This is a genomic window from Shewanella sp. (genome assembly GCF_013214165.1).
GTDB lineage: Bacteria > Pseudomonadota > Gammaproteobacteria > Enterobacterales > Shewanellaceae > Shewanella.
Genome location: NZ_JABSSM010000024.1, coordinates 57550 through 78323, shown reverse-complemented (window position 1 = coordinate 78323; position 20774 = coordinate 57550). Strand labels below are relative to the sequence as shown.

The following is a 20774-nucleotide window of genomic DNA, read 5'->3' as shown; positions in this document are numbered from 1 at the left end:
AGAGAAGCACCTCTACAGCATTTTGAAGAACTTCTTTAAATCTAATTCGCCAGATCTGGCACCCGAACCTTCTGAGGAAGAACCCATGAACAAAGAACAGTTTGAAGCCTTGATGGGCCAATTTACAAAATTTGGTACTCGTCTGGAGGGGCTTGAATCCAAAGTCGAAGCCTTTGGCAAAAAGCCAGAAGGTGATAAAGGCGGTGACGATAAGGGAAAGCCAGAAGGTGATAAAGACGCAGGTAAGCCAGAAGGCGGAACGATTACCTCTGAGCAATTTAGCACATTAAACGAAAGCCTTACGGGATTGGTAGCCAAGTTTGAAAGTATGGAAACCAAGTTCAATGCATTAAGCAAAGAGACTGGTGGCCAAGAACCAGACCCAGCAGGTAAGGGTGAATCATTCACCGTTGTGTAAGCCGCTGTAATCGATAGCTGACATTCATCACTAAAGAAGAGAGAGCAAAATGAATTTAACACCAGTCGCACTCGCCTGTTTGCTGGCCTATGGCGCCAACATGGCAACAAGCTACGGCGTTGATGATGTTCAACATCAATTCAGCGTTACTGGCCCAATGGAAACCAAACTCAAAGCCGCCTTACTTGATTCGGTCGAGTTTCTATCACTCATCACCACCATGGACGTTGACCAGATTAAAGGCCAGGTCGTTAAGGTGGGTAACTATGGCATCGCAACAGGCCGTAAGAAAAATGGTCGATTCTTCACTGAAAATGGCCTAGATGGTCATAACTATGAGCTAGTAGAAACAGATTCCTGTTCTACAGTGCCGTGGGCGACCCTTGCCGTGTGGGCTAATGCTGGCACCCAAGGCCAGTTTATGCAGCTGATGAGCCAAAACACCACCCTGCGTTTTGCTCTCGATATGCTGCGAGTTGGTTTTAATGGTACATCGGTCGCGGTTGATTCGGATCCTGAGGCTAACCCCATGGGTGAAGACGTCAACAAAGGCTGGCATCAAATCGTTAAAGAGAAAGCGCCTGCGCAAGTCATGACTGATCCTATCTACTTTAACCCTGACGCCACTGGTGTACTGAAAGATGGCGAGTACAAAACACTCGATGCCATTGTCACCGAAATTAAAAACACCTTGATCCATCCCTCTTTGCGGAATGACCCGCGTTTGGTTGTCTTGGTGGGTAGCGACTTAACCGCAACCGCCCAAACCAAGATGATGAATGAGGCCGACAAGCCGAGTGAGAAAGTGGCCGCGCAACAGATGGATAAATCGATTGGTGGGTTAAAAGCATACACGCCGCCGTTCTTCCCCGGTAAACGTATCACGGTCACTCTGTTGACTAACCTGCACATCTATACCCAGAAGGGCACCCGCTCGCGTAAGTCGGAGAATGTTGAAGATCGTAAGCAACATGAAGACAAGTATTGGCGTATGGAAGGTTATGCCATCGAAGAGTTCGAAGGTTATGCCGCAGTCGATGAGGCCGCAATGAACATAGGTCCTGCACCTGCTGTTTAACATTTAGAGGTTCACTACCTGGCTAATGGTTCAACTCATTAGCCAGGCCATTAAATTAGCCAGCGCATAACCATAAGCAACAGAGGAACCATTATGACCGCCTTTGCCAATTTCAAAAGACGCCACGAAGCCAAAAAATCCGCCGAGCAAGGCAACAGTGAAAAGCCAAGTATGGAAGCACCGACCGTGAGCAATCCGGCTTTGCGTTTGCTGGCCGCATTACTTGGTTGTGATGAACAAGACGCCATTGCCAAAGCGACTGAGCTAGTAGAGCAAAGGGCGCAGTTTGTTGAAATGACGATTGGTGTTGATCCTGCGTCCGGTGGTGACAAAACCGTTACCGCAGAAGTAACCAAAGATGATAACGGCAACATCACCGATATCAACTTACAAGACAGCGCCGACACGGCAACCATTGCCGCTAATGATTTAGCTGATACCGCAGACACGGTAAATGAATCAGCCGGTACTCTGAATGATGCTGCCAACAATGCCGCTGGCTCTGCCACTGAGTTATCGCATACCGCCGACAATGTGGCCGACAGCGCCAGCACTATTGCCGAAGCAGCAGAGGAGGCAAGCCAAGCCACAGCCGATCTTAAAGAAGTGACCGCAGAGCTAAAAAAGCCGTCGGCGGGGCCTCAATCCTCGCCTTCAGAGAAAAGTGCCAAGCCAAAAAGCAGCTCGAACAAGTAGCGCATACCGGGAGCGCATCATACGCCCCCAGTTTGCATTTGCAGTTGATTGAACTCGATGCCGACCTGAAAAAGCTTAAGGGCTTCGCCAGACGGCAAGACAAGATAACTCACAAGCGCGAAGTATTGCTGCCCAAGTGGCAACCCATAGTCGATGAGTACTTAGCCCAAGTGGCTAGTGGAGATAAACCCTATGACAACCCTTTATTTGCTCGCTGCATTATTTGGCTGTTCGATATCGATAACTTTGGCCGAGCTCTTGAGCTGGCGTTCAAGGCCATCGAACTGGGCCAACCTATGGCGCCAGGTATTCGCCGCGAGTGGCCGAGTTTTATCTCAGATACGGTATTCGACTGGAGCGAGACTCAGGCAGAGCATGGCCGCAGTGTTGAGCCTTACTTTACCCAAGTATTTAACCAGGTTGCAGACCATTGGAAACTGGCTGAGCCCATTACCGCTAAGTTCTATAAGTTCAAGGGTCTCAGCTTACTGCGCAGCACGACTGGCGAAGTTAAGCCCAGCACTATCGGCGATGCGGATCTTCTGCAGCAGGCAGACAGCTTGCTTGAAAAAGCGGCCAGCCTACATAAGCACGCCGGGGTAAAGACAGTAAGAAACCAGATTGATATGCGTTTACGTGCCCTCGAGGCCTATAGCTCTCAAGACACGTAAACAGGGACCGACTCCCAACCCTCCAGTGCGCTAGCCGAGTGTTTAACAGGTGACTGTTAATAACCACGTCGACGCTAACCGCACTGAACCCAATTGAATGACAACACTAAGGCGAAAGCGATGAGTTTTGGATTTGAGGCAGCAGCACAAGCAAGCATAGCTATCGACTCTGAAAGCGGTTGGCCTGCACTTTCAACTGGCGAATTTCGTCAGCACCGCCGTATTCCAGAAATGTATGAAGAGGCAACTATTGCCGACTCACTCAATCGCAGCAGCGAAGAAGTTCAGCAAGCGTTAATCAAAGTGGTCTCCAAGCATGAACCGGGCACGGACGCCCCTTTTGTCCTGAGTGAAAGCTCAGTACCTGTATTTACAGAGAAGCAGAAAAGCATCTATCGCGGAGCCGTTTATGCGCGTTCCCACGCCGATCTGCTGGGCTATTTTTCTGCAGTAGACCAAAAAGAAGCCGGTAATAACAAGGCAAATGAAGCCGACCAACAAGATACATTGCTAGCGCAAAGCAATCGTAGCGTTCGTCTGCTGCTTGGCCTTGGCCGTGTCGGAGTGCACAGCTTATGAGCGTGCTAACTAAAACCCAATTGCAACTCATCACCGAGTTTTTGCTCACTAGCTTAGGGTCTGTGATTAAGGCCAATGATATCGATGCCTGGCAAGAGCACGGCACTTTAATTCTCACCGGTGATGACTTAGGTTTACAAGGGTTTTCGCTGGCGAAGTGGAAGCACAGCGCCGTTATCTCTATTGAGCGCTTTCCCCACCGTAAACTTAACCCATATAGCTTATTGGCTATGGTTGCTGCATACCTTATCGATAATGGCGGTGAGCGCGACACCTTTCAACTCGCGGATCCTGAGCTCGATATCGACGTGATCAGCAAAGACCACGCTCAGGTACTGATCCAATTAGAGCTGATAGACAACATTGAAGTGATCCCCGACGCCAATGGGTCCATTTTATTTAATGGCCAGCAATATCGGATTGATCTTGCCCCGGTCAATGTGGCCGAAACCATAGACACAGTGGTCACTATTGATAGTGATTCTGGCGGTGATGCATGAGTTTAGTTATCACCCCAAACTCAAAAAATGCCCTCACGGTTAAGCACCAACTCACTTTGCTGGCACTGCCGGCTAACAAGCGTGTGGCACTACTGAAAAAGTTAGGCCGCAGCCAGCGAGCCAAGGCCCGCAAACGCATACGTGAGCAGAAAACGGTTACAGGGCAAAAGTTTACCCCTCGCAGTGACGGCAAGAAAATCAAGCTGTTAAAGCGCTTAGGCCGAACATTAGAGCCTTATGTAAAAAGCTCAAATCGATTAGAGCTTAAACATAAAGCCAGCTTTACAGGCCGAATTGCTGCACGCCAGCAAGGCGGTGGTGTCGAGCAGATGAACAAACAGCGCATGGCCCGTATTCATGGTCAGCCAGATTATAAAGCCCCTTGTACCCGCGCCCAGGCGAAAGCGTTAGCGGCAGAAGGTTACAAGGTTAAGCGTAAAAAAGGCCGCAACTACCGCAAAGCCAGCATCAGCGAAATCATGGCCAACCTGTCACAAGGTAAGGCCTCACTCATTTTGCAGCAGTTACGCAATAAGCCGAGCAAACAACGCTGGCCGATCCCAGTACCTGCTCGCCCGTTCTTGGGTGATACCCCTGCCAATGTGCAGGCCGAAATAGCCACATTGTTAAATCAATTAAGAGGATAACCCTATGTCATTAGGTGAAGTGACCATCAACAACCAAAACCAAGGACAGGGCGAGGTGCAAGCGATTGAGCGCCACTTCCTGTTTGTCGGTTTAGCAGGTAAATCGGAAGAGGAAAGTCAGCTTTTTTCTGTCAATGCACAGAGTGATCTCGAAGTTATGTTTGTCGATAGTAACCTGCGCAAACAGCTGATTGCCGCACAACTTAACGCAGGCCAGAACTGGACGGCGGCAGCTTATCCACTCGCTGCAGACGAAACCATAGCAACAGCCATTGGTCACGCTAACGAAGTACAGAGCTTTGAAACTGTCGTTGTCTGTGACGCTCAAACCACAGCCCCAGCTATCAGCGGTATTTCAGATGCCGTATTAGCTCTGCAAGGCTCACACGGTCGTTGGTGCTCAGCCATCGTTGCGCTGCCAGGTATCGGAGAATTAGAAACATGGGCCGTCTATGAAGCCAAAATGGTGGCTCTTGTTGCGGGTTTTGCCCTGCCGTTAGTAGTGCCGGTACCTCAACTAAATGGCAATAACGCGGGGGTACTCGCTGGCCGTCTATGTAACCGCAGTGTCAGCATTGCCGATTCCCCCATGCGTGTGGCCACAGGCTCAGTTACCGGATTGGGCATTATGCCAACCGATTCAGCCGAAGCCCCGCTGTCACTGGCCAGCCTCAACACATTAGCCAAGGCGCGACTCAGTGTCCCCCAGTGGTACCCGGACGTTGCAGGCACTTATTGGGGCGATGGTTCAACCCTTGAAGTGGAGGGCGGTGACTACCAGGTGATTGAAAACCTGCGCGTAGTACACAAGGCCAGCCGTGAAGTGCGCGTTCGCGCCATCTTGCGTGTGGGTAACCGCATTCTTAACTCAACCCCAGCAAGTATGGAGTTAAACAAGGCTTACTTTATCAAGCCGCTAAGGGTGATGAGTAAAACCACCACTGTAAATGGGGTGCCGTTCCCCGGTGATATCACGCCACCGCGCGATGGTGATATCGCCATCGTCTGGATGAGTAAAACCAAGGTAACCATTGCCATGGTTGTGCGTCCATACAACAGCCCTAAGTCCATCACAGTCAACATCATGTTAGATCTTAGCGTTCTGTAAACGCTGAGACTCACGCAACGTATTTAGGAGCAGCAACATGCGTTTATCAGGAATGAATTTTAGCACTCACATTGGTGACACCATGATCCAGGTGGACAGTGCATCGGTGACCATCACCGACAACAGTGCTGTATCACAAACCGGTGGTGTGCCAGACGGTGCCGTCGATGGTGATGTAGCGGCAAGCGGTGAGCTAACAGTTAACGCTGCCAACTTCAAGTTAATCAGTGAGCAGGCTAAGTCAGCCGGTTCTTGGCGAGCACTAGAAAATTTCGATATTCAGTTCTATGGCAAAACCTCACAAGACGAAATGAAGGTCGAGTGTTTCGGTTGCCGTATCAAGTTAAGTGATCTGCTCGATATCGATAAAAAGGGTGGTAGTGCCAGCTTGTTTAAACTCCCGTTCGATGTGACCAGCCCTGATTTTGTGCATATCGATGGCGTGCCCTATCTGCGCCCCGATGAAATAGAAAATATTGTTCAGTAGGGGCTAGCCAATGGATGATGCAGATTTAGCCGTAAAGCATGAACAAAGGGCAGAAGAGAGAGCCAGGTCGCGGCGCATGTTAGCTAAACCTGCAAAGTCCAGCGCCAGCCATTGTATTGAATGCAGTGATGCCATCAGTCAAGCAAGGCAGCAAGCAGTGCCAGGTGTTGAACTGTGTATAGCGTGCCAAACGATAAGTGAGCGTAAACGATGAGCCAATTAAAAAACAGATTGATTGAAGAACTGATCGAACGAGAGGGCGGTTACGTTAATGACCCAAGCGATCGCGGCGGTGAAACCATGTATGGCATCACGTTGAAAACCGCACGTGCTCATGGGTACCAAGGTGAAATGAAGTCGTTGCCTTATGAGATGGCTTTTCATATCTACCAAACCACCTATTGGGCACCGCTAAAGCTCGATGAGATTAGCTTGCACAGCGAAGCATTGACCGAGCAACTTTTCGACTTTGGCATTAACTCAGGTGTTGCCCATGCTGCCAAGGCGTTGCAGACAACGCTAAACGTGATGAATAACCGCCAAACCTTATATGTGGACCTTAAAGCTGATGGGATATTTGGTAGCCGTACATTGAATGCTTTGGGCAAGTTTTTAACTCACCGAAAGCGCAAAGGGTTAAAGGTGCTGACTGAAACAGTTCGGGGCCTTCGGATTGCATTTTGTATCGATATTGCTATTAACGATGAAAGCCAAGAGAAGTATCAGTTTGGCTGGATATCTCGAATAGTGGAGTTGTAGCCATGAACCTATTAAGCATTCTTGGCAAAGTAGGCACTTCAATATTAGCTGATGTGATCCCCGGTGGTAACGCCATCCTCAAGGTGATTAATGAGTTTCTGCCCGATGACAGCAAGTTAGGCGATAAGGCCACAGGCGCCGAAATACAAGATGCTGTTTCGTCACTGCCAGCAGAGGTGCAGGCTCAAGTGCTAACCAAAAAATTCGACGTTGAAATTACCGCAATCAAAGAACACACCAACGTGATCCAAGCTTTGGGTGATGTGGATAAAACCGGTAATTCAACACGTCCGGCTATTGCCATGATGATGGCCCGAATAGTGGCGTTCTCTGTGGTAGTGCTCATCTCGTTTCTAGCAGTGGCCATGTTTAACAAAGACGTCGACACCATCAAGGCCATCGGTGATAACTGGCCATTGGTCATTGCCATTCTTGGTACACCAACAGCCTTGTTACGTGCTTATTTTGGCATGCGCACCAAAGAGAAACAGCAGAAGTATCAGGCCGTATCGAATACCGCCCCTGAATCCTTTTTTTCAGGCCTGATTAATCTGGTAGGGAAGAGAAAATGAATCAAGTCGCCACTTGGGTGATGGTTGTCATCGCATTTATGAGTTTGATTTTAGGTGTGCTGGTGCCGGTGATTATCGCGATATATAACGCCCACAAAGCTACGGCGAAAGAGCTTAGCGATCATAAAACTCATGTGGCCGAAACCTATGCAACAAAAAATGATGTGAAAGATTTGGGCGACCGTATCGAGCGCCAGATGAAAGACGGATTTAACAACCTCAAAGAACTATTTAATAACAGAAAAGATAAGGATGCAGCATGAAAAAGACAGTGACCCTCACCATAGGCAACACAGAATTTAAATTTAACCTGACCGTTAATGACCACTCAGATTTTGTCGACAGCATTTCTCGCGGTGGATCGATGACCACGGCTTCGCACAATTTTGTGATGCGCGCCATCGATAAACCTCAGAAAGAGGAATTGAAAAACCTCCTTGCCGAGTCACCTGGCGCCGAAGTTCAGATAGCGGGCACGCTGAAAGGTGAGTTCGCACCGATTCTGGAAATAGCAGTAAAAAAATAACCGCGCTGGTTGAGTCAATAGATAACAACCAGCTGGAGCAGATGTTGATCATTCGTCGGCATCAGTTACCCCACGAAGATGACAGTGAACAGTCGATAGCTCGTGCGGTTTGGCTGCATAAGCACCATTTAGAGAACCTAGAAATAGTCACCGCCAATGGCGTGAATCGGGCCTTCTCTGGTTAATAGTTCATAGAACAAGAGGAGAGTGATCACTAATGAGCCTACCAAAACCGTTAATGTTTACCGTTGGTTTGGTTGACCAGATCACTAAACCGATTGCTAAAATTAGTCAGCAGTTCAACGGACTGGCGTCGAACTACCAAGCCGGTACTATGCAGATGGCCACGGGTGTGGCTGGTATGGCGGCGGCAGGTTATGCACTGCAAAGCGCGCTTATGCCTGCCATCGAAATGGACCGGGTGCTGGGTGAGGTAAAATCATTGGGGGTGCGAGACTCCGCGCTTAAGCAGCTGGCTAACACCTCTTATGAATACGCGCTTAAATATGGCAAGTCTGCCACCGAATTTATCAGCTCGAGTTATGATATTCAGTCGGCCATTTCAGGGCTGAGTGATTCAGACCTATCTCAGTTCACACTGGCTTCAAACGTACTCGCCAGCGCCACTAAGGCCGATGCCGCAACCATCACCAATTACATGGGCACCATGTACGGCATCTTTAAAAACGATGCCAACGCCATGGGCAAAAGTGATTGGGTTAATCAGATCACCGGCATGACGGCCACTGCAGTGCAAGCCTTCAAAACCACGGGTGCGGAAATGTCTGGTGCATTTACTGCTATTGGCGCCGAGGCGCAAAGTGCTGGCATCGGTATGCATGAGCAGATGGCCATTCTCGGTACCTTGCAGGCCACTATGTCGGGTAGCGAGTCGGGTACTAAGTACAAGGCGTTCTTAGCGGGAGTGGGCAAAGCGCAAAAAGCATTGAACCTGCAATTTACCGATGCTCAGGGAGCCATGCTGCCAATGGTCGACATACTGACCAAAATTAAAGGCAAGTATGGTGAAACCTTAGATGTTGCCGAAGGTGATGCACTGGCCAAGGCCTTTGGCTCACAAGAAGCCGTTGCCACCGTTAAATTATTGATGGGTGATATTAACAGCCTATCGGGTTCAATTAATAAACTCGGTCAAGTCAAAGGCATGGGCCAAGCTGAGAAAATGGCCGCAGCAATGACTGATCAGAGCGAACGCTTGTCGCAGTCTTGGTACGTTATCCGCGCCGCCTTTGGCTCTGCAGTGTTACCGGCTTTCAATCAGTTTGTCGGCTGGATAGCCGACATGGGTAAACAAATAATCTGGTTTACCCAAACCTTCCCAAACTTAACTCGTGTTTTAGGCTATGGCGCGATTGCGATTCTTGGCCTAGTCGCCGCGGGTGGTGCGTTTACCGTGATGATGGGCGTTAGCAAGATGGCGATGACTGCCTATGGCGTTGCGGCAATGGCATGGGCGGGCATCAATGCTTTATTAACCTCTGGCATGGTAGGCCTTCGCGGCATGATGCTGGCGGTTAATCTTGTCATGTATGCCAACCCAATAGGGCTGGTTGTCGCGGGTATCGTTTTAGCCATAGCCGCCGTGGGCGCCCTGATTTATTACTGGGATGATCTGGTCGCTACCATGGGGAGTTGGGAGTGGGTGCAAGGTTTAGTGAGCGTGTTTAGCAATGCGTGGGACTCACTAAAGGGCATGTTCATTGATTACCTGAATTGGTATATCGACAAACTGAATTATATTCCAGGTGTCGAGATAGATTTGATCCCGACCATGGTTGACCCTGCATTATCCGATTTAAACCAGGCGCCACAAAATCAGCTTCCAGGTGTGATAACCGAAAATAATCAGCAAGCCGTGCCCATCTGGATGCAGCAAACCGCTGCCAATGATGTAGCGAACGCGGCCCCCATGAATGGTCCTTGGCTAAATGCAGGCGCACTTTATCAGCCTGAAGCTGTGACCCAGCAACAAAATCTGCAGCTGGTAAAGCCTGATAACTATCTGCCTGAGCCGCTAAATCAATCACTCGATGTGCAGCGAACGCTGCCATCACCTTATCAGCCTGAAGCTGTGACCCAGCAACAAAATCTGCAGCTGGTAAAGCCTGATAACTATCTGCCTGAGCCATTAAATCAGTCGCTCGATGTGCAGCGTAACTTGCCAGGTGATTATCAGCCCGAAGCCTTGAGCCAGTTGCTCAATATCAAGCCTGTAGCTAATGAGTCTATGGCCAACGCCATTAAGCCGCGCATTAATCAGCAAGCGGCAATGAGCGCCAAGGCTAACAGAGTCGCCAGCCAATCAAACAGCAAGAGCCTGAGCTTTGGCGATGTGATCATTAAAAACCCACCGAAGAATTTCAGCCTCGCCGAAATCGCTGACCAACAGGAGTTAATGACCGGATGACCACTGACACGAATCAGAGCCCAAGTTTGAATAAGTACAGCGACCTGTTAATTATCGATGGTGCTCTGTCACTCGATGTTGGGGCGCAGCCTAACCTAACTCACACACGCGCCAGCATAGCCCAAGATGTAAAGCATATGCTGATGGCCTCTGGCCTTGTGACCAAGCTATTGGCCCAGCGATCGAGCGTCATGCGTAGTGATGTCTATACCGAAATGGAGCTGCTTATTGAAACTGATATTCGCCTGGTGCCGGGAACTATCGAATTTGATATCCGCACGCCTGAGTTAATTACGATAGATGCCACCACCTACGAGTTTGGCCCATTAAGCACTGAGGTTACGTATGTCACGCCCACAAGTTGATTTTGAAAAAGTATTAGAAAGTGAAGGGGTACCGCTGACTGCCGAAGGGGTGACGGCACTGCTCGAAGCCGATGTTGTAGCGGCAAACTCCATCATATCTAACGACAGCGCCATGAGTCCGTTCTGGAAACTCTTCTCGGTCTGTGTCGTCACGCCTGTGTTGTGGCTTATCAAGACTCTATTGGCAAAGCATGTATTGCCCGCCATGTTCGCCGCCACGGCAAGCGAACTCTATTTAGAACTTAAGGCATGGGATGTAGGGCTCGAGCGCAAGTTGGCAGTCAAAACCCAGGGCAATATCACTTTCAGCAAAACTGATATCAATGCCGATATTTTGGTGAAGGCGGGCACGGTAGTACAAACTGAAAATACCCTGGGCGCGCTTTATAAAATGTTGGTGCTGGCCGATACCGTGATCCCTGCAGGTACCCAAGCCATCGCTGTTTTGTGTGAGGCCAACACCGCTGGTGCAGGCCATAACTTAGGGACGGGGTATTACTACGTGTTGCCGGAAGAGTCAGCCAGTATTGAGTTGGTCACCAATGTCGGCGACTGGATAACCCGTGCGGGCGCCAATAAAGAAACTGACGATGAGCTGGCTCTGCGTATACGTGATCAGTTTGCCAGCGTGGGGAATTATCACATCGATGCAGTGTATCGCGCGGCGATCTCGACCTTTGCGGGCATCAGTAGCGACTCACTCTACTTCGAACACGAAGCGCCGCGTGGACCCGGTACCGCAAATTGCCATGTAATGATGGAGGTAGGCGAAACTCCGCTGGCCATGATTGATAACATTAACGATTACATCAACACCCAAGGCCATCACGGTCATGGTGACGACATTAGGGCTCAAGCAATTTCGGCAGTATCAACGGATCTTGTGCTCGATATTTGGCACCTGAGTAACATGAGCGACGAAGAAATAGCCATGTTGGAAGGGGATATCGAATCACGCATTCGCGCCGCATTTCGTGAGTCCGATAAATTCCAGACATTGACCAGAACCTTACCTCTGAGCACATTTAGTTTCTCTATCCTAAGCAGCGAGTTGCATGGCGAGCTGCCGCAGCTCAAGAGCGTTCGATTCACCAATGCCGATCTAAACAGCGGCCTTGAAATACCACGCATCACCAGCCTAACAATTAACAACAGAGGGGTGGGCTGATGTCAGAAGATAATAGTCCCAAACTGCCTAAGTTAACCTTGCCCTGGTGGATGGATGGGGTCACTTTGCCCGCAGCCCCCGAGCCACAAGAACCCGCCATGCTGGGCAACGGCATGCAGTCATTCTGGCAACGTGTGCGCGGCTGGTTTATCTGGCCGTTGGTGCAGCAAGACCCGCTGACCTGCTCACTCGTTATGCTCAACTTAAAGGCGTGGGAATGTAACATCACCCGTTTCAGAGATGAGCCCTTGTGGCTGTACCGTAAACGGGTGGCCTATGCCTTTATTAATGCAAAAGATGCGGGCAGTACTCAAGGCTTTTTCAAGATCATGAGCAGGCTGGGTCTGCGAGTGGTCAACATAAAAGAGCGCCAAGAAGGGCTTGATTGGGACCGGGTTTCAATCGAAATTGATGACACTGAAATAGCGACTAATCAGGCTCTGCTAGCCGAACTCATTCAAAGCTACGGCAGAACCTGTCGACGCTACGATCACTTGTCGTCACGGGTGGCGGTACATAGCGTGGCTATTACCGAGGCATGCCAAGATTTTCAAACATTTACCATCACAACACTAAGCAGTAGCGAGTTTGCGCATTATGGCGCTATTGCAGTGCCTGCGACCGAGTGTAGTAACGACTACCAACATTTATACGTAAGGAGGGCCTAATGGCACGATTAACGACCCATGGTGAGCAATACATTGCTCTGGCGGTTGGCAATGTAAGCGACTTTATTGTTGATGAGTTTATATTCGCTTTTATACCAGGTTTAGATTTTAGGGCGCCAGAACCGTCGGGTGAGCCTATGCCGCCAGCTAGCAAGATAGTGCACCGTTCTGCGCCGCTAAAGTATGGCATCATCGATAAAAATAGGGTGACATTTAGCCAGATGTTGCTACCAGATGTGGGTGATTTTAACTTTAACTGGATAGGCCTAGCCCATGACAATCAGTTAATAGCGTTCGCCTATGTACCCACAACCCAGAAAGTAAAAACAGCAGGGAGCACTGAGGGCAACACCATCAGCCGCAACTTTGTTTTAGAGCATTTAGGCTTAGCTGATGCTCTTCCCGTTGAAGTCTCGGCAGAATCTTGGATGTATGACTATTCAGATGAGATTGCGCAAATTCAAACTAGCACGACTATTAACGCAACCACCATTATTAACGCCAATGCAAAAATCGTAAAAAATGTGCACTGGAATATGACATTGAGCGAGCGGATCCGAGCTCTGGAGGATGAAACATGACACAGCAAATTGATGATTTAATGAATGAAGTCTCAAAGGCCGTTACGGCTTCAAATGAGCTGACAACCGCTTCTAATGAGTTGGCTGTTGAAGTGGCAAGCAAAATGACCCAGCTTGACACCAAAGCTGACAGCGCTATTGCTCGAGCAGAGGCCGATTACGGCGCCAAGGTCGGCGAGCTCACCACTCATGCGATTGAAGGCCATAAAAAGGCCATCGAAGATGCGAGCGGTGGCCGCAACACTATTTTAACCGACGCCCAGGGCAATACTAATATCATGGTTCGCATACCGCGATTCAACTATGAAGATCTCAACGCCAAAATACTGGAACTCACCGGTGCAGATTTGCAGCTGGGTAACGGCACTCCGACCATGTTCATGACCAATGGTGTCCCTCGAGGGGAAGTATATATAGCTAAATATCTGGCATCAGTTGGCGCCAATGGTGGCTGCAGTGTTGTCGGAGGTGTGCAACCTCTCCACTCAGTTAATTACGATATAGCTAAAGGCCTGTGCACTGCCAAAGGTGCGGGTTGGCACATGATGTCAATCCACGAGTGGGCTGCGATTGCATTTTGGTCACTGGCGAACGGCAGCGTGCCTCGAGGTAACACTAACTATGGTCGTAGTCATGAAAATAAATTAGAGACAGCTCGTCGCTCTGACAATGGTATGCCAGGCGACACTGCAGGCAATGGTCGCACAGATACGGGTAAGGGGCCTGATGCGTGGGCGCACGATCATGGTGCTTTTGGTATTCAGGATTTGGTCGGCAACGTGTGGGAGTGGCTAGATCAGATGAAGCTGGACGATGGCCAGATTATCACCACGCTTGATAACGATCCCAGCATAGCCGAGGTCAACTGGCATCGCCACGGCGCTTATTTTGACTCGCCAAGCGACAACCAAACTGGCACTGGCAATGTTGGCGCGCCTATTCTCAACAATGCAGTGACTAAGCGCAACGGCCCAGTCGATGATGACAGTCATGATTACCCCTACATGAACGTCGGCAACTTTGCAGGCATTACTAAAGGGGCGAGCTATACGCCATCTGAGATACTGCGCCGCTTGCTGATCGAGTCGGCATCAGCGACCAGCGTACACGGGGCCATCTATGCGCGTAACTATGGCGATCGACTCCCGCGTCGAGGAGGCCATGGGGACAGTGGGTCCAATGCCGGCCTCGGCGCGCTCAGCCTCAATAATGCGCGCTCAAATGAGAGCAGTTACATCGGTTTTCGTCCAGCTTTCTTTGTCTAGTGAGAACTGGAGTTTTGGTTGCAGCGCTATTAATACCAGCTAGTTAATATTAAAAAGGCTTTATTTTTAGAGCCGTTTAGGAGAGCGAGTTATGTTTAGTTATATTTTTAACGGTGAAACCCACATCGATACAACGCCAGAGTTTATGGCAAGTTTAAGCATGAATGAAGAGCAGATATCATCAACACTGCAGCAGATGGAGTTTGAATCCTCACAATCAACAGTAAAGCGTCGAACGGCCTATGCGAAAGAGTCCGATCCTTTATATATCGAATATCAGTATGAACTGGCCACGGAAAATCCGGATGCCGATAACTACAAGCAATTGTGGTTGGACAAGGTGTCCAATATTAAGTCGCGCTATCCTCTGGTAGCCGTATAACTGACCTTTATCGGGGTGCATTGTCATGAGCCAAATTGCGTTAGACGGTGAGCTCGTCAATTTGAAAAGCTGCAAGGTCGAGTTGTCGATGCAATTAGCCGAACAAGATATGTCGGGGCAAACCTCAAGCACGGCGAGCAGTGAACAAGGAGATAAAGCCAAAGAGCTTAAAGTGACGGGCTTAATTCCCTTTACGGATAAGGGGCAGTTATCTCGTTTATTTGAGCTGGCAATTGCTAAAGATGAAGCGGGTAATCGTTTGGTGAGGCGTATCGGCTCAGAGCTAGCTCGCACCGTTAAAATCAGGCAGGTGAAGTTTTTTGGCCAAATTACGGCGCCAGAGCACCCCACATTATTGGCGTGGATCGTGAGCTTTCAGCTACGTGAGTATTTAAGTATTCCAGAAGTGGCAGAGCAGCGCCAAGCACAAAATGACGCCAGCACAGGACAAAGCACCGAGCAAACCGCCAGTGTGATCCCTACGGCTGCTATTACAGAGGCACCACCGAAAGTGGAAGTGTCATCGATGGAAAAGTTTTTGACGGGTGTCGACAACATCATAGGTGATCCTGCATGAAACTCAGTAAACGCTTAACGGTCGGCACTGAGGTGTTAGCGCTAACGGATCATCATTTAGTGCTTGAGCTATCATCAGCAGGTCGCGGTGTATTTGAGGTGAAAGGCGAGGTAAAGCGTGGCCAAATTGTTGCCTTTGATATTGGTTACAGCAATAAACTGCAACGCTACTTTAGCGGCTATATAACCAAAACCACGCCGAGCAGTATGGGCATGAACCGTATTGTGGTGCGGGAGTTATCCAGTCTATTAGCTGAGCATTGCCCGATAAATATTCGTCACGCAACATTCCGCCAGGTGATAACCCAGTTAGCCGAAGATACGGGCTTAAGTTTTGTGATCCCCGATAATGCTATTTACCTTGATATCAAAGTGCCGAACTTTACCAGCCAGGGCACCGGCTACCAGTTACTAGCCAGTTTGGGCGGTGTGTTTGGTATTAATGACTGTATCTGGTATCAACAGCCTGATGGTCAGATTTATGTTGGCAGCTACCAAGGCAGCCGATGGCCGTCAAAGCCATTAGAGATTAACCAAGGGTTCAGCAAAAAACAGTTTGGTAATAGTTGGCAGCTAATGGCGATGCCAGCCATGCGACCAGGTGCAATGGTAAATGGTAAGCGAGTTAAGCAAGTAGAGTTTGCAGACGACACCATGACATTGACCTGGACAGCCACTAAGGCCGACGAACTCAGCGAATGGCGTCGCATTACTAATATATTCCCAGAGCTGTCGGCTAATTATCATCTGCCTGTTTGGGGCAAAGTGATTGCACTGCCAGAATTACCAACCGAAGACGGCGAACGCGCCAGCGATGCATTTTATCCACGCTATGCGGTTGACGTGCAGCTGCTCGATGAAGACGGCAACGAAACTAAATCACCAGCACTTGAAGCTGTACCACTGCCACTACCAGGTGCAGGTAACAAAGCTGGCCGATTAGAGCCGCCGGCTATCGGTGCAATTGTTGAGATTGGTTTTGCTTACGGCAGGCCAGATAAACCATTCATTCGTTGTGTGCTGCCATTCGGCTGGGACTTACCCGCCATCAAAGAGGGTGAAAGCCGTAACCAAGTACGTGAAGGGGTTTATCAGCTCTTCGATGATGTGGGTAATCTCATCACCGAAACAGATAAAGACATCCGCACCACCGTTGGTCAGATGCATCAGCTACTGGTTAAGCAGTCACAAGAGATCAAAGTACTGAAAGACCAGCTCACAGAAGTTGAAGGTAAGATGACTATGGTGATCACCAAAGACCTAAGCATCAAGGCCAAGAACATCACCGAAGATGCCGACACCATTAAAATGAATGGTGGCTCTGCAGTGGTCACGTGTGCCCACATCTGCCACTTTACCGGTGGTCCACATGGCGATGGTTCATCAACAGTAACCGCAGGCAAGTAACAAGGAGTTGATATGGCACTGAGCAAGGCATCACTGAAAGGCAAGATAGTAAGCAACCTGCAAGCACAAGGCTTTACCACCGATGGTGAACATGCCTATGCAGCCAAGATGGCCGAAGCCATAGCGAACGCCGTCATCGATGAGATAACCAGTAACGGTGAAGCGGTTGTCGTTGGTGGTAGTTCATCAGGTAGTCACAAAATAAAGTAGGGCAAAGCTCAACCATAACCAAGCCCTGAACACTCAGGGCTTTTTAATGTCTGCAGTAAACCATACCTATCTATCTAGATTCTTTGACCAAATACTAGGGCGCGGGTTCGGTTCCTGTCGCGGGGCTCGAACCCGCGTCTGAGAAAACCATAACCAACCACACTAATCACAGCCACGCAATTCACCCCACAGAATCCTTCCGTCACGGAATCCGCACTCTTCCTCACCCTCCTGCGCGCTCTTTAATGCTATTTTTTTACAGTTTTCTATTACTACAGTTCATATCGCTAGCCAGCGCCGCAGTAAGGGCTTTGCAGCGATCGGAGATCTGAAAAGATCGCGGTTTATTTCAGTGTTTTACAGTTCGACACTGGTGGCTTGAGGGCGTCTGCAGGCGTGTATGCCGCATTGCAGCTGGGTTTTGTCTGTTTTACGTGGGGTATGGATAAGAAATACTAAAAACGATAAAGTAATCAAATGTAATAAAAACATTAAGTTAGGCCGAAGTGGAACTGAAAATAAAAAAGCTAACTATAAGGGAGATGCTTATTGTGTCAACTCACTTTTGGACAGAAATGTGCTATGTCTAAGGCTCTAAAGGTGGGCAGTGGTATTAGGAAATGTATGGTAATCAGATACACAGTAACGTTTTTAGCAACTGTGTGGTGAAGTTAGCAAGTGAATGGGTGGCACCGTTATTTGGTATAAAATATGGCAGGAAAATCATTAAAGGGTTCAGTCTGGAAATATTGGCTCGGTATGAAGACCTGCAATCAAGGATGGGTGGCTGGATTTACTGGAGCATAGGATCCGCAGTGGCTTAAAAGAGCAAAACCAATATTTTCCAGACATGAAGAATAAACCGAGCCAAAGCCCGACTGCTCGTTGGGTGTTTCTATGCTTCAGCGGGATCCATGAAGTATCTGTAGGGTCAGCGACTGCAGTGGTCACTGACATTCAAGAACGACAACAGATCATCATTAATGTGCTGGGCGATTTATATGGGCAGATTTATTCCTAAATTAGGTGCGGAATCTCGGCTATATCATTTACAGCAACTTCGAGATTGTTAATAATTTCAGCTGTAAAATGCAATAGTTTTTGAAGAGATAATACAACAGGCTCTCCTTCTAGAGGTTGACCATTACCGAAAAGAACCGAAAAAGAAACAGAATGAGAATCAAACTGGAAATCTATTTCGCCTCCAGCCATCCTTGCTATATTAAGTACACCGTTATGATTAATTTCAGCTTCCAATCTTCCTATTGTAAGCCCTCCCATCTTAATATTTGTAATGACTGCTTTGGATGGGCAAAATACTGGAATAAGAATGATATGCTTATCAATGATGTTAAGTTCATGGATAATGTGAATCAGACTGGCTTCATTATCAGTTACATAAGGCCTCAATATATTTGCAACGACCTCAGCAATTGCAGGTTTACTTTTCAGAATTCCATCCCCTTTCGTAAGCCCAGATATAAGCTCATTTCTTGTTTTTACGATTTTGACTTGAGTTTTGGGACGTAGCCCAATGCCTGCGATGTCTCTAATTAATTCACAGTAAGCAATATCGATAGCAGATCTTAGGTTATGAACTGCATCCCCGATAATAAGTGGGATGTCGGAAGGTGGTTTCTTTGTTTGAGACAACCTAAAAAGGTAATCCCCATTTTTAGAATCTTTCTCTACCCAAATTTTACAGAAATCTGAATTAACATAAGTACTGCATAAATCATTCAAATCATTGATGTGTTTCTGGGCACGTTCAATCTTTAATTTTGCGGCTTTAAACATCTATTACCTCTAAATTGATGGAGTGGTGCATTACTTATAACGTTTTAATATGAGGCATGCGCGTATATTTGGCAAAACGCGCATGCGCATTTAATAAACCTATTACCTAAGCCGCACATTGGCAAAGCATTGATTAATAAACACTCTATCAGGGTGGCACAGAAAAAACGAGCACACTTAACCGAAAAACGCGCATTGATACAGAGGTCTTGCTGAAAGCAGCCAGTTAGTGCCGTTAATGGATTAGTAAAGCTAGGTCAACTGGCTGATTATTTATCAGGGCTGGTTACCGACTGCAACTCATTTGGGGGCAATTTTGTGTTAGCTGATGAAGGTATTGCTTCTGTTGTGAATTAACCAGTGATTGGCAGTACTTATATTTGGCTGTCGCCATTTTGCCGCCATTGAGCCATTTTTTCACCATTGATAGATGACGAATAATTAGTGAAAAGAACGTATTCCAGCTGATTTAAGGTGAGGTGATTCATGTCTAACAGTATGAAATTAAAGGTAAAAAAAGGCCAACCCGTTAAGGTTGGCCTTTCTTAGTATTTGGTGGAGGCGGCGGGGCTCGAACCCGCGTCCAAAAAGCCTACATCCAAGGCGCTACATGCTTAGTCTCTCTTTTAATTAACCAAGTACACTCCGAAAGACAGGATTGCAATTGGCGAGTTCAGTACTATTTCGCGGTTCACCCCTGAACGTGGTTCCCTCGCTATCAAATGTAAGATGACCATCTATAAACCAAACCCATTTGAGAAGTTTCGGCAAGATGGCTAGCTAGCCTAAGCTGCTAGAGAGTAGTTAGAGTCGTTAGCAACTATAACAGTGAGGCTTTTTACGAGGCCAACCTCCCCTCGGCATGCTCCCAGGGTTTCGAGAATCTTGTCGAATCCAGAATCGCCCCCAAGTACAACTCGATTGTAACGCGTTGCCACTCGATTACCAAGCGTGTTTTGCAACTCGTTATACCGTTTGTTCGTTATCCGTACGTTTTGCGTGTTTTTTATTGTTTTCAGCAAATGATGGGTTATTAATTGTTCGTACCAAGCATTTTATCATTTAAAGCGTCGTTTCATGACCGGACTCCGGCTTAAAGCATTACCGCAGAGACGGCAGTGTTATTCACCACGTACGGCTTTTTTCATTGTGCGCGCTTTTTCAATCTGCCATTCACGATCTTTAGTATCGTCACGCTTATCGTGTTCTTTCTTACCTTTACCTAGACCAATCTCGATTTTGACCCAGGCACCTTTCTGCCAGTACATAGAGATGGGTACGATAGAGTAGCCCTTACGATCGACGAGCCCTTGTAACTTATCTAGCTCTTTTCGTTTGAGCAGAAGTTTACGCGAGCGCATGGGATCACAGACGACATGGGTTGATGCGGTATTCAATGGCGCTATGGTACAACCGAAGAGAAAGGCTTCGCCGTCTCTCATAAACACATAGCTTTCAGACAAGTTAACCTTGCCCATACGAATAGACTTAACTTCCCATCCCATTAAGGATAGACCTGCTTCCATCTTCTCTTCGAACTTATAGTCGAAGGTTGCGCGTTTATTACGGGCAATCGATGCGGAGGAGTTTTTTGATTTTTTTGCATTTTTCTTAGCCATAGGCTGGCTATTATACGCAGGGACAAATTTTTTGGAATTGCTGCCGACGAATTATTCAAACTATTTTGCAAATTCAATGCGTGTTTGCGTATTTTTTGAACAGGGACGGCCAGTTTTGATGGGGCAAGCTAGGAAGCTGTGCGTTTATGTGTCTCACTTTAGCAAGAGGTCAATATGCGTTTTTGTTTGATCGTGTTAAAATCCTGCCATTAGTGATCATCTTTAACCTTGGTGTAGATGATTGTCTTCGGTCACTGGTTTAATCAA

At 48.1% G+C, this 20774-nt stretch carries 26 protein-coding genes, 1 other RNA gene and 2 pseudogenes; 26 read left to right on the top strand and 3 right to left on the bottom strand.

Going from position 1 to position 20774, the window contains the following annotated elements; genetic code table 11:
* From HRU42_RS09215 to HRU42_RS09090, 26 genes and pseudogenes are all read left to right on the top strand, one after another.
* Positions 1–418, top strand: a pseudogene (locus HRU42_RS09215) (capsid protein); the annotation flags it as partial.
* Between the two features lie 49 nt (positions 419–467).
* Positions 468–1496, top strand: a complete 1029-nt coding sequence (locus HRU42_RS09210; protein WP_295030492.1) for a phage major capsid protein, P2 family — start codon at positions 468–470, stop codon at positions 1494–1496.
* 93 nt (positions 1497–1589) lie between these two features.
* Positions 1590–2192 carry a hypothetical protein gene (locus tag HRU42_RS09205; protein ID WP_295030491.1) on the top strand — a complete coding sequence of 201 codons (603 nt, stop codon included), beginning with the start codon at positions 1590–1592 and terminating at the stop codon, positions 2190–2192.
* Between the two features lie 44 nt (positions 2193–2236).
* Entirely contained in the window at positions 2237–2863 is a 627-nt protein-coding gene (gene gpM, locus HRU42_RS09200) for a phage terminase small subunit (RefSeq protein ID WP_295030489.1), read from the top strand.
* Between the two features lie 120 nt (positions 2864–2983).
* On the top strand, positions 2984–3442 hold the full coding sequence (locus HRU42_RS09195) for a head completion/stabilization protein (RefSeq protein ID WP_295030487.1): 459 nt from the start codon (positions 2984–2986) through the stop codon (positions 3440–3442).
* Complete coding sequence (locus tag HRU42_RS09190) at positions 3439–3942, top strand: phage tail protein (protein WP_295030486.1); 504 nt, start codon at positions 3439–3441, stop codon at positions 3940–3942. The genes HRU42_RS09195 and HRU42_RS09190 overlap by 4 nt, the downstream gene beginning before the upstream one ends.
* The gene (locus tag HRU42_RS09185; protein WP_295030484.1) at positions 3939–4589 is read left to right on the top strand and encodes a phage virion morphogenesis protein; all 651 of its coding nucleotides are present in this window, start codon (positions 3939–3941) and stop codon (positions 4587–4589) included. Before HRU42_RS09190 ends, HRU42_RS09185 begins: the two co-directional genes overlap by 4 nt.
* A gap of 4 nt (positions 4590–4593) precedes the next feature.
* Positions 4594–5697 carry a DUF2586 domain-containing protein gene (locus tag HRU42_RS09180; RefSeq protein WP_295030482.1) on the top strand — a complete coding sequence of 368 codons (1104 nt, stop codon included), beginning with the start codon at positions 4594–4596 and terminating at the stop codon, positions 5695–5697.
* A 37-nt stretch (positions 5698–5734) separates the two neighbouring features.
* Positions 5735–6184, top strand: coding sequence for a phage protein (locus tag HRU42_RS09175; RefSeq protein WP_152830620.1), 450 nt, complete (start codon positions 5735–5737; stop codon positions 6182–6184).
* Positions 6185–6194: 10 nt separating this feature from the next.
* Positions 6195–6398, top strand: a complete 204-nt coding sequence (locus HRU42_RS09170; RefSeq protein WP_295030479.1) for a TraR/DksA C4-type zinc finger protein — start codon at positions 6195–6197, stop codon at positions 6396–6398.
* Positions 6395–6943, top strand: a complete 549-nt coding sequence (locus tag HRU42_RS09165) for a glycoside hydrolase family 108 protein (protein ID WP_295030478.1) — start codon at positions 6395–6397, stop codon at positions 6941–6943. The genes HRU42_RS09170 and HRU42_RS09165 overlap by 4 nt, the downstream gene beginning before the upstream one ends.
* 2 nt (positions 6944–6945) lie before the next feature.
* Positions 6946–7515 carry a hypothetical protein gene (locus HRU42_RS09160; RefSeq protein ID WP_295030477.1) on the top strand — a complete coding sequence of 190 codons (570 nt, stop codon included), beginning with the start codon at positions 6946–6948 and terminating at the stop codon, positions 7513–7515.
* On the top strand, positions 7512–7778 hold the full coding sequence (locus tag HRU42_RS09155) for a hypothetical protein (protein ID WP_295030476.1): 267 nt from the start codon (positions 7512–7514) through the stop codon (positions 7776–7778). The genes HRU42_RS09160 and HRU42_RS09155 overlap by 4 nt, the downstream gene beginning before the upstream one ends.
* Positions 7775–8041 (top strand): putative phage tail assembly chaperone, encoded by a 267-nt coding sequence (locus HRU42_RS09150; RefSeq protein ID WP_295030475.1) that lies wholly within the window; start codon positions 7775–7777, stop codon positions 8039–8041. The genes HRU42_RS09155 and HRU42_RS09150 overlap by 4 nt, the downstream gene beginning before the upstream one ends.
* A gap of 41 nt (positions 8042–8082) precedes the next feature.
* On the top strand, positions 8083–8226 hold the full coding sequence (locus tag HRU42_RS09145; protein ID WP_295030473.1) for a hypothetical protein: 144 nt from the start codon (positions 8083–8085) through the stop codon (positions 8224–8226).
* 32 nt (positions 8227–8258) lie between these two features.
* Positions 8259–10469 carry a phage tail tape measure protein gene (locus HRU42_RS09140; RefSeq protein ID WP_295030472.1) on the top strand — a complete coding sequence of 737 codons (2211 nt, stop codon included), beginning with the start codon at positions 8259–8261 and terminating at the stop codon, positions 10467–10469.
* Positions 10466–10834 (top strand): DUF2590 family protein, encoded by a 369-nt coding sequence (locus HRU42_RS09135; protein ID WP_295030471.1) that lies wholly within the window; start codon positions 10466–10468, stop codon positions 10832–10834. The genes HRU42_RS09140 and HRU42_RS09135 overlap by 4 nt, the downstream gene beginning before the upstream one ends.
* Positions 10815–12002 (top strand): baseplate J/gp47 family protein, encoded by a 1188-nt coding sequence (locus HRU42_RS09130; protein WP_295030470.1) that lies wholly within the window; start codon positions 10815–10817, stop codon positions 12000–12002. The genes HRU42_RS09135 and HRU42_RS09130 overlap by 20 nt, the downstream gene beginning before the upstream one ends.
* A complete protein-coding gene (locus HRU42_RS09125; RefSeq protein WP_295030469.1) occupies positions 12002–12670 on the top strand; it encodes a phage tail protein in 669 nt (222 codons plus the stop codon). The genes HRU42_RS09130 and HRU42_RS09125 overlap by 1 nt, the downstream gene beginning before the upstream one ends.
* The gene (locus HRU42_RS09120) at positions 12670–13251 is read left to right on the top strand and encodes a phage tail protein (RefSeq protein WP_295030466.1); all 582 of its coding nucleotides are present in this window, start codon (positions 12670–12672) and stop codon (positions 13249–13251) included. Before HRU42_RS09125 ends, HRU42_RS09120 begins: the two co-directional genes overlap by 1 nt.
* Positions 13248–14516, top strand: coding sequence for an SUMF1/EgtB/PvdO family nonheme iron enzyme (locus HRU42_RS09115; protein ID WP_295030464.1), 1269 nt, complete (start codon positions 13248–13250; stop codon positions 14514–14516). The genes HRU42_RS09120 and HRU42_RS09115 overlap by 4 nt, the downstream gene beginning before the upstream one ends.
* 91 nt (positions 14517–14607) lie before the next feature.
* Positions 14608–14898 carry a hypothetical protein gene (locus tag HRU42_RS09110; protein WP_295030463.1) on the top strand — a complete coding sequence of 97 codons (291 nt, stop codon included), beginning with the start codon at positions 14608–14610 and terminating at the stop codon, positions 14896–14898.
* A gap of 25 nt (positions 14899–14923) precedes the next feature.
* Positions 14924–15475, top strand: a complete 552-nt coding sequence (locus HRU42_RS09105; protein WP_295030461.1) for a DNA-binding protein — start codon at positions 14924–14926, stop codon at positions 15473–15475.
* Positions 15472–16881 carry a hypothetical protein gene (locus HRU42_RS09100; protein WP_295030459.1) on the top strand — a complete coding sequence of 470 codons (1410 nt, stop codon included), beginning with the start codon at positions 15472–15474 and terminating at the stop codon, positions 16879–16881. Before HRU42_RS09105 ends, HRU42_RS09100 begins: the two co-directional genes overlap by 4 nt.
* A 12-nt stretch (positions 16882–16893) precedes the next feature.
* Positions 16894–17091, top strand: coding sequence for a hypothetical protein (locus HRU42_RS09095; RefSeq protein ID WP_295030458.1), 198 nt, complete (start codon positions 16894–16896; stop codon positions 17089–17091).
* 796 nt (positions 17092–17887) lie between these two features.
* A pseudogene (locus HRU42_RS09090) lies at positions 17888–18112 on the top strand (IS1634 family transposase); the annotation flags it as partial.
* Here HRU42_RS09090 and HRU42_RS09085 read toward each other — a convergent pair.
* The 3 genes from HRU42_RS09085 to smpB all read right to left on the bottom strand — a co-directional run bounded on the left by HRU42_RS09085 (position 18109) and on the right by smpB (position 20507).
* Positions 18109–18888 (bottom strand): hypothetical protein, encoded by a 780-nt coding sequence (locus tag HRU42_RS09085; RefSeq protein WP_295030456.1) that lies wholly within the window; start codon positions 18886–18888, stop codon positions 18109–18111. The pseudogene HRU42_RS09090 and the gene HRU42_RS09085 sit on opposite strands and share 4 nt — an antisense overlap.
* 553 nt (positions 18889–19441) lie before the next feature.
* Positions 19442–19796, bottom strand: a transfer-messenger RNA (tmRNA) gene (gene ssrA, locus HRU42_RS09080).
* Positions 19797–20009: 213 nt separating this feature from the next.
* Positions 20010–20507: an SsrA-binding protein SmpB gene (gene smpB, locus HRU42_RS09075; protein ID WP_287949168.1), complete on the bottom strand. Its 498-nt coding sequence runs from the start codon at positions 20505–20507 to the stop codon at positions 20010–20012.
* Between the last annotated feature and the right edge of the window lie 267 nt (positions 20508–20774).

Bases quoted from the DNA above. Each gene is read 5' to 3' on its own strand.
- HRU42_RS09130 (WP_295030470.1), top strand. From the start codon at position 10,815: ATGTCACGCCCACAAGTTGATTTTGAAAAAGTATTAGAAAGTGAAGGG.
- HRU42_RS09205 (WP_295030491.1), top strand. From the start codon at position 1,590: ATGACCGCCTTTGCCAATTTCAAAAGACGCCACGAAGCCAAAAAATCC.
- HRU42_RS09180 (WP_295030482.1), top strand. From the start codon at position 4,594: ATGTCATTAGGTGAAGTGACCATCAACAACCAAAACCAAGGACAGGGC.
- HRU42_RS09185 (WP_295030484.1), top strand. From the start codon at position 3,939: ATGAGTTTAGTTATCACCCCAAACTCAAAAAATGCCCTCACGGTTAAG.
- HRU42_RS09210 (WP_295030492.1), top strand. From the start codon at position 468: ATGAATTTAACACCAGTCGCACTCGCCTGTTTGCTGGCCTATGGCGCC.
- HRU42_RS09150 (WP_295030475.1), top strand. From the start codon at position 7,775: ATGAAAAAGACAGTGACCCTCACCATAGGCAACACAGAATTTAAATTT.
- HRU42_RS09170 (WP_295030479.1), top strand. From the start codon at position 6,195: ATGGATGATGCAGATTTAGCCGTAAAGCATGAACAAAGGGCAGAAGAG.
- HRU42_RS09160 (WP_295030477.1), top strand. From the start codon at position 6,946: ATGAACCTATTAAGCATTCTTGGCAAAGTAGGCACTTCAATATTAGCT.
- HRU42_RS09135 (WP_295030471.1), top strand. From the start codon at position 10,466: ATGACCACTGACACGAATCAGAGCCCAAGTTTGAATAAGTACAGCGAC.
- HRU42_RS09165 (WP_295030478.1), top strand. From the start codon at position 6,395: ATGAGCCAATTAAAAAACAGATTGATTGAAGAACTGATCGAACGAGAG.
- HRU42_RS09140 (WP_295030472.1), top strand. From the start codon at position 8,259: ATGAGCCTACCAAAACCGTTAATGTTTACCGTTGGTTTGGTTGACCAG.
- HRU42_RS09190 (WP_295030486.1), top strand. From the start codon at position 3,439: ATGAGCGTGCTAACTAAAACCCAATTGCAACTCATCACCGAGTTTTTG.
- HRU42_RS09175 (WP_152830620.1), top strand. From the start codon at position 5,735: ATGCGTTTATCAGGAATGAATTTTAGCACTCACATTGGTGACACCATG.
- HRU42_RS09100 (WP_295030459.1), top strand. From the start codon at position 15,472: ATGAAACTCAGTAAACGCTTAACGGTCGGCACTGAGGTGTTAGCGCTA.
- smpB (WP_287949168.1), bottom strand. From the start codon at position 20,507: ATGGCTAAGAAAAATGCAAAAAAATCAAAAAACTCCTCCGCATCGATT.
- HRU42_RS09125 (WP_295030469.1), top strand. From the start codon at position 12,002: ATGTCAGAAGATAATAGTCCCAAACTGCCTAAGTTAACCTTGCCCTGG.
- HRU42_RS09155 (WP_295030476.1), top strand. From the start codon at position 7,512: ATGAATCAAGTCGCCACTTGGGTGATGGTTGTCATCGCATTTATGAGT.
- HRU42_RS09085 (WP_295030456.1), bottom strand. From the start codon at position 18,888: ATGTTTAAAGCCGCAAAATTAAAGATTGAACGTGCCCAGAAACACATC.
- HRU42_RS09115 (WP_295030464.1), top strand. From the start codon at position 13,248: ATGACACAGCAAATTGATGATTTAATGAATGAAGTCTCAAAGGCCGTT.
- HRU42_RS09095 (WP_295030458.1), top strand. From the start codon at position 16,894: ATGGCACTGAGCAAGGCATCACTGAAAGGCAAGATAGTAAGCAACCTG.
- HRU42_RS09145 (WP_295030473.1), top strand. From the start codon at position 8,083: ATGTTGATCATTCGTCGGCATCAGTTACCCCACGAAGATGACAGTGAA.
- HRU42_RS09110 (WP_295030463.1), top strand. From the start codon at position 14,608: ATGTTTAGTTATATTTTTAACGGTGAAACCCACATCGATACAACGCCA.
- HRU42_RS09105 (WP_295030461.1), top strand. From the start codon at position 14,924: ATGAGCCAAATTGCGTTAGACGGTGAGCTCGTCAATTTGAAAAGCTGC.
- HRU42_RS09120 (WP_295030466.1), top strand. From the start codon at position 12,670: ATGGCACGATTAACGACCCATGGTGAGCAATACATTGCTCTGGCGGTT.
- HRU42_RS09195 (WP_295030487.1), top strand. From the start codon at position 2,984: ATGAGTTTTGGATTTGAGGCAGCAGCACAAGCAAGCATAGCTATCGAC.